Source organism: Neobacillus oceani (assembly GCF_046237595.1).
Lineage (GTDB): Bacteria > Bacillota > Bacilli > Bacillales > Cytobacillaceae > Bacillus_D > Bacillus_D oceani.
Genome location: NZ_CP143543.1, coordinates 1,307,733 through 1,320,402, shown reverse-complemented (window position 1 = coordinate 1,320,402; position 12,670 = coordinate 1,307,733). Strand labels below are relative to the sequence as shown.

The window sequence follows — 12,670 nt, the reverse complement described above, 5'->3', positions numbered from 1 at the left end:
GAATTTCATGTTAAAGTAAATACAAGATTATGAAAATTCAGGACTTCTACGGACTTAGAACTTGTATAAATTAGAGCGTGTCTTTTGATATAAAAATAGCGAGTTTTAGGAGGTTGGTAATGATACTAGTTATAATGGCAAGTAGATTTATTTGCGAAATAGTAGCTCTAATCATTTTCGGAATCTGGGGGTTTCAGCAAGGGAAAATTATTGGTGCTATTGGAGTTCCCTTAGTGGTAGCGGTTATTTGGGCTATGTTGGGTTCCCCAAATGCACCTTATAAACTTCAAGGTGTTTATGCTTCAATTTTAGAGGTATTCCTATTTGCAGTAGCAAGCTATCTCCTATATAGTCTGGGACATACGTACTTAGCTTTACTATATTTCATCATAGCTATTGGAATATCGTTACTTATTCATTTTATGAATATATAGTATAAAAGGGTCCTTATATATCGTTTAATCCCTTTATAACCACCATTTTTCTTAAGGGATAAAGCTGCAGGTTAGCTTAAGTAGGATTACCCATAATATGAGGTGTAGTAAATGAAAATTGAATTCTATAATTTAGGCTCAGTTAATGATAAAGAATTAAAATTTGCTGTAATAAGTGCTATTTATCAGGGGAAATGGCTTTATGTTAAGCATAAGAACCGAGACTCTTGGGAAATCCCTGGTGGGCATAGAGAACCTGGAGAAACAATTAATGAAACAGCTAAAAGAGAGTTATTTGAAGAAACCGGGAGCAAAGAATTAGATTTAGTTCCTATTTGCGACTATTCAATGGATGATTCCGTTAATAAAATTTTTGGGAGGTTATTCTTTGCAAGAATAATGGAAATTGGTCAATTGCCAGTATCGGAAATTGATGAAATAAGACTATTTGAGAACCTGCCTTTAAGCCTAACTTATTTAGAGATTCAACCAAAATTATTTGAAAAGACACTTGCTTTTATTAAAGATTGTGAAGATATACTCTTAAAGTAACGGGTGCGTAGATCCAGAAAGGATTACCGCCCCGCCGATACAGTTCAGTCCTCCATCAGGCAGCTGATGCTTCAGGAACCATTCTCGAATCCAAGGAAGCTCCATATTCATTCACCTTTCCGCTTTTAGAAGAAATAGCTAGAATTTGCAACATTTCACCTTATCTAACCAAACAATTGGATGCAATTATAAGGCAATTGGAGCAAGTTACTAATGAGTGAAACTTTTAAGGCAATAAATTACGGGTTATCAAGTGCTGTTATCCTTCTACATAATTACTCATTAAACAAAAGGAGAATAGTTCAATACGAATTCCCATAAGGATTACAAAAGAAATTGTTTGTTTATGTAAGGGGTAATTAGAGATAAATCTTATTTAGGGAGATTGTATGCCATCAAATATTTTTTGCAAATGGAAAAATATACAATTATTAAAAATCCAAATTTTTATTTTTATAGGAAGTAGTGAAAAAAGTGAAAACCAAAAAAAAATTTAATTTTTGGATTATTATGAGAAATATTTCATTAACTATAGTGGCAGCACTCCTTATTCTGATCGTTTTGAATAACGCTATGACTGCATATGAACAAAAAAAATACCCAGCAATAGGGCAATTAGTTGAAGTGGATGGAAACAATATGCATGTCTATACAAAGGGTGATGGTGAAAATACAATTGTTTTATTAAGTGGATTGGGAACGGGTGCACCTGTGCTAGATTTTGAACCTTTGATTAACGAGATGTTAAAGAACAATAAAATTGTTGTTGTAGAGCTTTTTGGATATGGTTGGAGTGATTTAACTAATAAGGAACGAACAGTAGAAAACATAGTAGAGGAAATCAGAACTGCTCTAAAAGAATCAAATATAGAGGGACCATATATATTAATGCCACACTCCATTTCTGGGATTTATAGTATGTACTATGCTAATAAATATCCAGATGAAGTTAGAGCAGTAATAGGGATTGATCCTACATTACCAGGGTTTAATCACCACTCTTCCCATACTATGCCAAAGGTCTCTGCTTCCCATGAAATGCCTAAATTTTATGTAGCACCAACTGGAATTGTAAGATTGGCATCATTTTTGATTCCAGATCTATTCTTTCCCATAGCCGAGGAAGAAACGTATTCCGAAGAAAATTTAAAGATGACCAAAGCCATTTCTGTTTGGAATTCCTTTAACAAAAATGTAGCTAATGAAACAAATAATATACATCATAATATCGATAAAACCATCGATATGACGTTCCCGTCTGATATACCTGTCATGATCTTTACTCCGAAAGAAGAAAACATAAATGAAGATGGCCAATCAAAAATAACTTTTTATCAAACACAGTTAAGTAACAGGTCTTCAAATGAACTTGTTACGTTAGAAGGAAATCATTATCTCCATTGGACCCGATATAAAGAGATAAGCGAATATGTTAATAAGTTCATAGAAACACATGTAAGTGATTAAACACTTTTTTGTTAAAGTTATTAAACTAACAAAGCAGAATTGTTAGATAAGGAAGGATTATAATTATTAGTATGATATCAAAAGGGGTGAACTAAAAGATGAATATAAAATATGAAATTATACCAATTGAAAAAGCTTACGTTTGTAAAGAGTTGTGTGATGAACTTATGGTTTTTCAAAAATCAAAGGCAAAAATTACACCTGAATTGTTTGATGACATGAATTTTGAGACAAGGATGCTTCCTTCTATAAAAAGTGCAATAGACAATCAAATCGTGGTTGTAAAAGATGGTGACAAAATAGTTGGTTATGTTTATTCAAATATCTCTCCTAAGGAAGCCTACTCAAATGATTTCGCAACTTTTTTTGACCTTTCTTCAGTGAATAGAAACAATGTAGGGTGTTTATCACAGTTTTATATAAAAGAAGAATATAGACGATATGGGATTGGTTCAGTGCTCTTTGATATTTCAATGAAATGGTTGAACCAATTTGATGATATAGAGGATTATTTTATTTTTGTTTCAAATGGTAATGATGCATTAGAATTTTATGAACGTAAAGGTTTTGCTGTAAGCCACAATATTTTGAATGGTTTTATAACTGTTTTACGAAACAAAAGATTATCAGATAGATAATTGTGCATGTGAAGAATTACTCTTAAACTAGGAGGAGAGTTATTATTTATAACGAGGTTGTTAAAATCGGTGATACATATTTACTTCCATTAGTATCTGAGTTGTACGGGTTGGAAGGTTATGAATTCAAGCCCGTTAAGGCACATATTGGAGGGCGCCATGTTGTTTATACCTGTGAGAAAGAGGGCACCGAATCAAAAATACTAAGAATCGCCTTCTTAAATGACAGAATCCGGGAAAATTTTCTGGGTGAAGTTGAGTATATCAGGTATTTATTCGAACATGGCGGAAATGTCTCGGATGTAGTCAGCTCCCTGAAGGGGAATTTGCTGGAAGAGATTAATTATAATGGGCATACCTTTTTTATCTGCTTGTTTCAAAAGGCTAAGGGAAAAATGCTTGTGGAAAATAATTATAGGTATCGGGAAGGTGTTCCAATTAGCGAATATTATTATAATTGTGGGAAAGTCCTGGGGAAACTGCACCAATTATCGAAAGGATATAGTCCTGTCCATAGCCGGTATAGTTTTTTTGACAAATACAATGCTGAATATATCGAGAAACTGATACCCGGTTCGTTACCTCTTCTGAAGAAGAAGCTGTTGGACCTCCTTAAAACCTTAAAAGGATTGGACAGAAACCGTGAGTCCTTCGGTATGGTCCATTTTGATTACAACGATGGGAATTATTCGATAGATTTTGATAACGGGCAAATAACCGTATATGATTTCGATAATTCATGTTACTGCTGGTATATGTTTGACCTAGCAAGTCTCTGGACAAACGGAGTTGGCTGGATACAATATGAACCAGACCCCGGTAAACGGAAAAAGTTCATGGATGATTATTTTGAAACAGTCCTCGAGGGATACAAATCCGAGACCAAAATCGATAATTCCATGTTGGATACGTTGCCCTTATTTATCCAGGTTACTCTCATGGAAAGTATTGTAGATGCATTTGAGGTAATGCGGAACAATGGTGAAGCTCCGGAGTGTGATGAGGAATTGTCATATCTCATAAAATGTATGGAAGACGATATCCCGTATTTGGGATTTTTCCATACTATTTATTCGAGTAAAGAACCCTTTGAATTTGGGAAAAGAAATGTTTAGTTTTTTTATAGCAGCCTTTGCTTTAATAATATTGTGAAAATATGTACTTAAACTGGTGCGAGAATACAATAGCGACATCCGCAGCTTATAAAAAAATCACCCCTGTTTATTAAGGAGTGATATTAATTGATATACAATTTATCATTCAAAGTAAATTGGTTTATTCGCAAAAATTAGGTTCCTAAATCATCATTTACTGTAGTTTTGCCCGGCAGTCGATTGCGATTTCTTGAACAACTTCGCCTTCTGAAATCAAATAAGCTTTTTCATATAAATTACAAACCGGACAAATATGGTTCGGTATAATCTGTACTTTATCGCCTATATACACTTGTTTAGAAAAGCTTTCATTGTAAATGATAGCATGTTCGTCGAAAACACCGTGAACATAGACATCGTCAAATTCCTTTATTCGCCCGAGACCTTTTGTTGCTGTATGTCCTATACTTCGCGTTTGGGCTGTAATTCCTTTTGCCCCTACATCTGTAATCACTCTTTCTTTAGTAGGTTTGCTGATCACTGTCGTAAGAACCGTTGCTGCACAGCGGTCATATGTGCCGATCACGTTTGACTGTGAGGAATCCATAAAAATATACGTACCCGGCCTAATTTCCGTAACCCCGTTAGGAATCTCGAAATTTAGCATGAAAGGAGGAGTGGAACCGATGCTGACGACTTTTGGCTTTAGCCCCATTTCTTCTGCTATTTTTGCAAAGTGCAAGGTTCGGTTTACACTTTCAAGATAAAGCTCTTTGCATTCATCTATGTTTTCCGCCTTATAAGAATGCCCATCATGAGAAAAGACCCCTCTAAACTCCACATTTTTACAAGCCTTAACTGCCTCCAATAATGCACGGAAATCACTTTCTTCAATAATCCCCGAGCGTTGTTCCCCTACTTCAATTTCTACAAGGACTTGGGCTTTTTTTTCTGCACCTTCAAAAACCTCTTCAATTTGATTAACTTGATAGGGATTATCGATACCAAACGAGATATCAATCGTCTCTGCTAATTTCCGAATACGTTCGACTTTCGATTTGCCAACAATCTCATTAGCAATAAAAATGTTTTTCAAACCATTTTTCGCCATGACCTCGGCTTCCCCTACTTTTGCAACGGTGATCCCTACAGCGCCTAACTCCTCTTGCAATTTAGCAAGCGTTGGCATTTTGTGTGTTTTTGTATGCGGACGTAAGTGTACGTTATATTCATTCGCATAATTTTGCATTGAACGAAGATTATCCATCATAATTTCTCTATCAATTAAAAGCGCAGGTGTATCAATCTCGAAATAGTTCATTTATTCTTCTCCTTTTTTAATTTGATTTAATTCCGGCCCCACAAAGAGGGATGATAATTTTTTCAACTGGCGCCTTCTTATATTTTAAATAACCAGCATAGTTTGCGGCTGTTGTGATTTCAACATAGAAACCTTTGTCAGCAAGCATTTCCCGCGCACTCTCAATTTCATCCTCTTTAATGTCGATAAATAACCCATTTGTTTCACGTACAGCCGCCAAAATTTGGCTCGAGCGTGCCGGGGCTGCAATCGCGATACCTTCTGCTAGAGTCCCTTTATTGGTTACAGGTTCTGCAGTTTCGAGCCCATTTTCAAATGCACGTACAAGAGGCGCGCAGTTTGCTGCCTGGATTGCAACTATCTTTGGCATTTTGTCTATCAATTTATTATCATATAACTCTTTAAAACCATAGTACGCGCCAAGTACAAGTGTGCCGTTGCCGACCGGGATGATTAATGCATCTGGGGCTCCTTTTAATTGCTCATAAATTTCATAAGCGTATGTTTTGGTTCCTTCATAAAAATAAGGATTGTACACATGGCTTGCGTAAAAAACTTTTTCTTCGTCTACTGCTTTTTGTGCCGCAGCTGCAACGTCCTCCCGTGTACCATTAATTGCCTTTATCGTTGCTCCATGGGCCTTAATTTGAGCGATCTTTTTCGGTGAAGTTTCATCGCTTAGATAAATATCGCAGGCAATGTTGCATCGTGCCGCATACGCCGCGATCGCCGTTCCTGCATTCCCGCTGCTATCAGCGATTACTTTTGAAACTCCCATTTCTTTCCCCTTCGCCATCAAAACAGCGGCTCCTCGGTCTTTAAAGGATAAAGTGGGCATCATATAATCAACTTTTACATATGTATTTGGCTCCAAAGGATCTAGAACGATTAAAGGTGATTGGCCTTCACCCATTGTCACGGATTCCCATGTCCTTGAATCTTTTGCGAAGGGCATGGTGTTAAAATAACGCCATAATGAGTTTGGATAGTTACTCCAAGCAGCTACATCAATTTTTGGGGTATCTTTTACGATATTTAATACTCCGCCACATTCACATTTCCATATCGTTGGAGTAATCTCATGCTTCTTGCCACAGCTGTTACAGATAAATTGATCCATCATTTGCCAACCCCTTCAGATACTTTTTTATAAAAAATAGACTTTTTTATATGAAGCGAGCAAAAAAATAGAACTAAATATACGCGATGGCGTCAATTTCAATTTTGAATCCAAAATGCAATTCATTTGTTGGGACAACCGTACGAGCTGATTTATGCTCGCCGAAAAATTCCTTGTAAACAGCATCTACCTGATCCCATAACTTCACATCTGGAATATATAACGTCATACGCAAGATCTGGTCTTTGCTGCTTCCAGCGGCTTCTACAATCATTTCGACATTTTTAAGTGCTTGCAATGTTTCTTCTTCGATGGTGCCAAATTTCTTTTCACGGGTTTCTGGATCAATAGAAAATTGTCCTGATACATAGACAGTGTTTTGATGAACAGTTGCCAATGCATAATGTCCATTCGATTTTAAATTTCCAACCTCAAAGATGCTTTTCATTTGGCTTCTCCTTACCTAGATTTATTTTTGATTTCATCCAAATAACTGTAAACGGTTACTTTAGAAATCCCCAATAAAGACGCGACCTTCTCAACCGATCCTTTCATTAAAAAAATGCCTTTCTCATCCATAAATCTTATTAATTCAATCTTTTCATGGCGTTTCATGCCTGGATGCACACTGTTTTCAATAATTTGCTGAATCAATTGATCCACGATTCCTTCAACATTTTCAATCTCATCATCTGATTTTGTTTCAGTCTCTTGAACTTCAGCTTGTGTTGAAAGAAAGGTATTTATAAATTGCTGCATCTGATTCAGTGCCTCAACGTCAAAATTTATGCAGAAAGCACCAATCACTTTTTGCTTGGAATCACGTATTAATGAAGTCGAAGAACGAATCGTGCGCCTGTCTTCTGTTACAAATGTATAGCCTGCAAGATAATCTTCTTTAAAGTCTTCCGACCGCAATACAGTCGTCACAAGGTGATCGAATGATTGCCCGATTTCCCTTCCTGTCACATGGTTATTAATTGTAAACATTACCGAGCTACGAGGGTTGGTCAAATCATGTATAACGACTTCGCAGTTCGGCCCAAACATTTTTGCAGCAGCTTTTGCTACAGGGATAAAACTCTCTAATAACTTCTTGCTTTCATCCATATCTACCTACCCCATTTTTTAAAGTCGATTTAATTATATAATTTTTTATACAAAAAGGAAATATGTATATTTTTTTATATATTTTTTAAACTAAACACACAGCAATAACATAAATTCACACCACAAATCACAGCTATACTCTACAATTTCACAGTCAAAAAGGCTTAGAGTTCATTTTGAACTTTAAGCCTTTTTTGTATGATCTTATTTCACTTTAGCACCCTTTTTAAGTGTATTTTTTCACAAATTTTGTGAAATTTATGTTATTGGATAAGGATGTAACATTTATCTCATAAAGCGAAGCCATTTTTCTTTTATCTTTATTCAGGTTCCAAGTAATGGTATTCTTGAGTATCTTCTTCATAGGGAAAGGCAGAACCCCCTCTAATTTTTCCGTCTACACGGAAATATTCATAAGTATGTTCAGGCTCATCTTTAAAGGTTACATAAGCCGCATAACCGCCTTTTGTTAATTGAGTTTCGACTTTTTGAATTTTGTCCTTATTATAATTTTTTATTAGATAAGTATAAGTATCATTTTTTAAAGAATAAAGTTGATATTTTATATATCCTAAAATACAGAAAGGAAAGATTATTATTAGCCATAAAATAATAGTAATAGGTATTACAATTTTTTTATTAATATATAATTCCCCCTTTTGTGGTCTCGAAGTAAATAATTCTATAAATGGTTGTTAAAACCCTTTTTTGAACTAAACTCCCCCGTTTGTTCAATAAGGACTTCAACAAATAAGGGCGTAATCTTTAAACATCAATGCCTATTAGCCATCCCTTATTCAAAAAAATAAGCACCAATTAAAGCTACGCATGATGAAAATAGATTCCATAGGATATGAAGGGTAATGGGAACCGATAATCTGTTAGTTTGATAATAACTGTAAGAAAAAACGATTGATAACCAGAATATTAAAGGAAAACCTTGTAAGGTCATATGCCATCCAGCGAAGATTACAGAGGTAAGGAGAATGCTTAATAAAAAAGTGAACTTCTTTAGAAAAGAGGTAAATATAATTCTTCTGAATATTAACTCCTCTAAAAGTGGTCCTATAAAAACAAATGGAATAACCACTAAAGGGATAGCTTGTGTTATTTTCGTTGAATTTGATACTTCAGATGTGTAAAACAATGGCGTTATTGTAGCGATAACTATAAAACCAGCTATCGCTATAAAAAACCATTTGATAATTGCAAGTATGGATTGTTTTACCGTTGATTTTCTCTTGTCAAATACTATTTCTTTTAAATCGTCTTTCAATAAATATAACGTTACTAATAATAAGAAGGGGGAAAGCGTAAAGTTAAGTATAATGACTAAACTTCTCGGATAATTTAAAAGAAAAGTGAGTAGATCACCAAAAAGGCCTACTCCAAAATAAATTATCAAGGTATATACATGATTTTTTTTCATTTATACTCCACCCGACTATATATATTCCGTAAAAAAGGAGTATTCTTACTAAACTAACCTGCACCTTGAGATTAATAAGGAATTCAACAAAAAGGTGCCGTAATCCTTCTGGATTATAGCACCCGTTAGATTAATGAACCTATTATTTATAGTTGATTTTCTTCTTCATTAAAATTACTACCACTGTGTTAAATAAACCACCTAGAACAAAAGCAATTCCATAATATAATCCACCAAATTCATGCAACCATTTGGATTAAGTAAGAGGGTTCTTGCTTCATATTTAAAGTTAGACATCCTTAAATAAGGCCCCTGTCCTTCTTGCCAACATCTCCATTATAGAAACCAATGCAATAGAAATGATTAAATAACATATACCGATTATAAATTCCTTACCCAGTAGAGACATAACCTCAAGATTCTCTAAATTATATATAGAGCGAAGGGCTTCAATACTATGAGTGAGCGGCATGAGCCGAGAAAGAATTTCCAGAGGGTCGGGTAGCAACGCAACCGAAAAGTTCACTCCACAAAACACTTGGAAGAACGCTATTGAAATATTTAAAAATAGATTTACATTTGAAAACAACAGTCCTATGGATGCAAAAAGCAAGGAAAAACAAATAATCGAAAACAAGGTAACGGCAATCGAAAGGAATAACAGACCCAGATTAGCAAGAGGCACTTGGAGACCAAATAAAAATCTGCCTATTAACAACCCTACAATAAAAACAAATAACCCATCTAGTAAAGGAACTATCCCCTTTCGAATAATGATGAAGAGTGTTGGGGTTGGAGATGCTATATTCAATTCAAGTGTTCCATATCTCCGTTCCATTCTAAACATGTTTAAAAAATTTATCATCATTGTTTTACATACATAAAAGGCTATTTGCCCAATAACAACATATTGGAGATAATCGGATCCAACAAGTGAGCTTGCCAATGTGGCGAAAAACACATATTGCATGATAGGGTCGATAATGCGAAAAAGGACAAATAATTTTAACGTCTGGAATGAATAAACTGCTTTGTACGAAAGATTAGTGAATCCATATTTATTTAATAAAAACACTACAGTGCCCCCAGTCTGCCAGTTTCACGCAGCACAACTTCTATTTTTTTAATAATGTAATAAGCTGCTATTAAAAAAATAGTACTGACAATAACGGATATTCCCATTGTCAAATACATATCGGATGCTGACTCCAGTGTTTCCTGGACTGATTTGATTCCCCAGGTCATTGGTATAAGGAAGGCTAAAATTTTTATCACTAACGGAAATTCCTCTACTGGAATAAATACCCCACAAAGAAGAATCATAGGAGTAAGGATTAAGTTTTGAAAATCAAATACATTCTGGAACGCCACGAAAACAACGGCCAAAATAAGTCCTACAACACCTAATGAAAAAATCAGCACCATAACCGAGAGAAAAAATAATGAATAGCTTGGGATATTGATAGGAAGCTGGAAGATAAAACGAGCATAAACAAAACTTAAAATCATTGAAATCAAAGCAATCAATGAATTACTTAACGCTTTTGTCAATATGACTGTAAAAAGGGACACAGGTGCAGCTATAAGCATTTTTAATGTGTCATTCCATCGTTGGGATATAAGAGCAGATCCTGAAGAATAGAGGACATAGCTCCACATACTAATAAGTGCTGACGCTACAACAAATTTATCAGTATTTACGCCACCTCTTAATTCACTAAGAAAATACACAATGGATAAAAACATTAACGGCTGAAAGAAGAGAAGGAACTGATACATTTTATTTCCGAAGTTAGTGAAGTATTTTACTTCACGAACCAAAAGATGGATTGTATTCATACATTCACCCAACATCCTTCATATGATGGATATAAGCATCCTCTAGGGAAATGTCCCGCTTTCTGATTTTTAAAACATCGCCATAATTACTAAGATGTTGGGTAATTGTTCCTATTTGGGTTTCATTAACTTCAAAATTCACTGTGTGAAATGGTTCTTTAATCGTTTCGATTTCAAGTTTATTAAAATACTTGTCCTGTTTTAATTTGTCAATATAATGAATATTCATCGTTGCTTCAAATAGGTTAAGGTGGTTGCAGCTATCCTTTATATATTTAGGTTCACCGATTAGGCTGACCTTGCCATTCTTAATAAACGCGATTCGATTACAAAGTTCATCTGCATCCTGCATATAATGAGTGGTCAAAATAATAGTGATTCCTTTTTTTGATAATTCTTTAACGATATCCCGCAAGAGTTTGGCTCCAATAGGATCAAGCCCAATCGTCGGTTCGTCCAGAAATAGCAATTTTGGATCGTTAATTAAGCACCGAGCGATATGGAGCCGCTGAATCATCCCTTTGGAATATGTATGGATTTTTTGATTTTCAGCATCCTGAAGGTTAACCAAATTTAACAAGTCTTTGATTAATTCTGTTTGAGTTTTATTCTTTATTTTATAGAGGGTGCAGAAGTAATGCATATATTCCTTTGCTGTTAACCGGCCATATACACCCCGTTCTCCTCCATAAACAAAATTAATTTTATCCCGGATTTTATGGCTCTCTGACACCACATCGTAGCCTAATACTTTAGCTTTACCCGAAGATGGGAGCAAAAGAGTTGTAAGTATTTTTATAGTCGTTGTTTTTCCTGCTCCATTTGGCCCCAATAGGCCAAATACTTCACCCTCCTTTACCTCAAAAGAAACATTGTCCAGTACACATTTGTAACCATCCTTTTCCTTATAAAGACGCGTAAGTCCCTTAACTTCAATGATATTCACCAAAGCAGCCTCTCCCCTTAATTTAATAACACCAAAAGAATATTACCATATATTACCGTTAATTAAAAATAAATTTTTCCAAAAATTTAAATAATAACAAATTCAACCCCAAACAGCAGTGGGTAAAACATTCACTTTTAATAACAGTACCTTTGAACCAATTGAAGAATTTTGAACGGCTTATTTAACTATTTATGAATTAACTGGCCTGTTAGAAAAGTAAGCCAGACCATTCGCTAATTGTATACTCTTCAGGGGCCAATTAGAGGTTCAAAAAATGCCAATAACCAGATCGGATAAAAGGGATTTACATTAAAAATTCAAATACATTTATTGGAACCTACATGTTATATTTAGGCTGTTATCGTAAATATTGTTGCTATATCATAAGGGATCAAAAAAACTCGCAATTGAAAATTTGAGAGTTTTCTTTGGTTATATAAGGAATTGCTTATTCCACTAAAGCACCCGTTACTTGAATATGATTATTCCCCGATTTCATTAGTCTCTATTAATTTTATATATTCGAAACCAATAACACTTAATATTTGGGATATATACGTTTCAGTTTTTGATTTTTCATAACCTACAAAATCTTTATGTATTATTACTCTAAATATCAAACCCGCATCTCTATTATTCAGGTACTGATATTTTCCCTCACTATCTTCATTAGGCGTTAATTCCATAAAAGTACATGTGTCTTTATTTAGGTTAAAG

General features: G+C 34.7%; 14 protein-coding genes. 5 read left to right on the top strand and 9 right to left on the bottom strand.

Annotated features, from left to right (window positions below; genetic code table 11):
* Positions 1–119 precede the first annotated feature (119 nt).
* From V1499_RS06740 to V1499_RS06720, 5 genes are all read left to right on the top strand, one after another.
* Complete coding sequence (locus V1499_RS06740) at positions 120–434, top strand: YrdB family protein (protein WP_409274834.1); 315 nt, start codon at positions 120–122, stop codon at positions 432–434.
* 111 nt (positions 435–545) lie between these two features.
* Entirely contained in the window at positions 546–986 is a 441-nt protein-coding gene (locus tag V1499_RS06735; RefSeq protein ID WP_409274832.1) for an NUDIX hydrolase, read from the top strand.
* Positions 987–1,460: 474 nt separating this feature from the next.
* Entirely contained in the window at positions 1,461–2,453 is a 993-nt protein-coding gene (locus V1499_RS06730; RefSeq protein WP_409274830.1) for an alpha/beta fold hydrolase, read from the top strand.
* A 98-nt stretch (positions 2,454–2,551) separates the two neighbouring features.
* Complete coding sequence (locus V1499_RS06725) at positions 2,552–3,091, top strand: GNAT family N-acetyltransferase (RefSeq protein ID WP_409274828.1); 540 nt, start codon at positions 2,552–2,554, stop codon at positions 3,089–3,091.
* A 41-nt stretch (positions 3,092–3,132) separates the two neighbouring features.
* Positions 3,133–4,206, top strand: coding sequence for a phosphotransferase enzyme family protein (locus tag V1499_RS06720; RefSeq protein ID WP_409276246.1), 1,074 nt, complete (start codon positions 3,133–3,135; stop codon positions 4,204–4,206).
* 193 nt (positions 4,207–4,399) lie between these two features.
* On the opposite strand, the gene V1499_RS06715 is transcribed toward V1499_RS06720, so the two are convergent.
* The 9 genes from V1499_RS06715 to V1499_RS06675 form a co-directional block, all read right to left on the bottom strand.
* Entirely contained in the window at positions 4,400–5,506 is a 1,107-nt protein-coding gene (locus tag V1499_RS06715) for a D-TA family PLP-dependent enzyme (RefSeq protein ID WP_409274826.1), read from the bottom strand.
* Between the two features lie 16 nt (positions 5,507–5,522).
* Positions 5,523–6,626, bottom strand: a complete 1,104-nt coding sequence (locus V1499_RS06710; protein ID WP_409276245.1) for a threonine synthase — start codon at positions 6,624–6,626, stop codon at positions 5,523–5,525.
* 73 nt (positions 6,627–6,699) lie between these two features.
* The gene (locus tag V1499_RS06705) at positions 6,700–7,074 is read right to left on the bottom strand and encodes a RidA family protein (protein WP_409274824.1); all 375 of its coding nucleotides are present in this window, start codon (positions 7,072–7,074) and stop codon (positions 6,700–6,702) included.
* Positions 7,075–7,085: 11 nt separating this feature from the next.
* Entirely contained in the window at positions 7,086–7,736 is a 651-nt protein-coding gene (locus V1499_RS06700; RefSeq protein WP_409274822.1) for a transcriptional regulator, read from the bottom strand.
* A gap of 320 nt (positions 7,737–8,056) precedes the next feature.
* A complete protein-coding gene (locus tag V1499_RS06695; RefSeq protein ID WP_409276244.1) occupies positions 8,057–8,362 on the bottom strand; it encodes a DUF3139 domain-containing protein in 306 nt (101 codons plus the stop codon).
* Positions 8,363–8,529: 167 nt separating this feature from the next.
* Positions 8,530–9,165 carry a lysostaphin resistance A-like protein gene (locus V1499_RS06690; protein ID WP_409274820.1) on the bottom strand — a complete coding sequence of 212 codons (636 nt, stop codon included), beginning with the start codon at positions 9,163–9,165 and terminating at the stop codon, positions 8,530–8,532.
* A 289-nt stretch (positions 9,166–9,454) separates the two neighbouring features.
* Positions 9,455–10,240 (bottom strand): ABC transporter permease, encoded by a 786-nt coding sequence (locus V1499_RS06685; RefSeq protein WP_409274819.1) that lies wholly within the window; start codon positions 10,238–10,240, stop codon positions 9,455–9,457.
* Positions 10,240–11,004, bottom strand: a complete 765-nt coding sequence (locus V1499_RS06680) for an ABC transporter permease (protein WP_409274817.1) — start codon at positions 11,002–11,004, stop codon at positions 10,240–10,242. Before V1499_RS06680 ends, V1499_RS06685 begins: the two co-directional genes overlap by 1 nt.
* Positions 11,005–11,008: 4 nt before the next feature.
* Entirely contained in the window at positions 11,009–11,950 is a 942-nt protein-coding gene (locus tag V1499_RS06675) for an ABC transporter ATP-binding protein (RefSeq protein WP_409274815.1), read from the bottom strand.
* Between the last annotated feature and the right edge of the window lie 720 nt (positions 11,951–12,670).

What these genes read in the sequence shown, in the direction of transcription:
- V1499_RS06710 (WP_409276245.1), bottom strand. Translation starts at nt 6,626, where the DNA reads ATGGATCAATTTATCTGTAACAGCTGTGGCAAGAAGCATGAGATTACT.
- V1499_RS06680 (WP_409274817.1), bottom strand. Translation starts at nt 11,004, where the DNA reads ATGAATACAATCCATCTTTTGGTTCGTGAAGTAAAATACTTCACTAAC.
- V1499_RS06725 (WP_409274828.1), top strand. Translation starts at nt 2,552, where the DNA reads ATGAATATAAAATATGAAATTATACCAATTGAAAAAGCTTACGTTTGT.
- V1499_RS06700 (WP_409274822.1), bottom strand. Translation starts at nt 7,736, where the DNA reads ATGGATGAAAGCAAGAAGTTATTAGAGAGTTTTATCCCTGTAGCAAAA.
- V1499_RS06705 (WP_409274824.1), bottom strand. Translation starts at nt 7,074, where the DNA reads ATGAAAAGCATCTTTGAGGTTGGAAATTTAAAATCGAATGGACATTAT.
- V1499_RS06735 (WP_409274832.1), top strand. Translation starts at nt 546, where the DNA reads ATGAAAATTGAATTCTATAATTTAGGCTCAGTTAATGATAAAGAATTA.
- V1499_RS06740 (WP_409274834.1), top strand. Translation starts at nt 120, where the DNA reads ATGATACTAGTTATAATGGCAAGTAGATTTATTTGCGAAATAGTAGCT.
- V1499_RS06690 (WP_409274820.1), bottom strand. Translation starts at nt 9,165, where the DNA reads ATGAAAAAAAATCATGTATATACCTTGATAATTTATTTTGGAGTAGGC.
- V1499_RS06715 (WP_409274826.1), bottom strand. Translation starts at nt 5,506, where the DNA reads ATGAACTATTTCGAGATTGATACACCTGCGCTTTTAATTGATAGAGAA.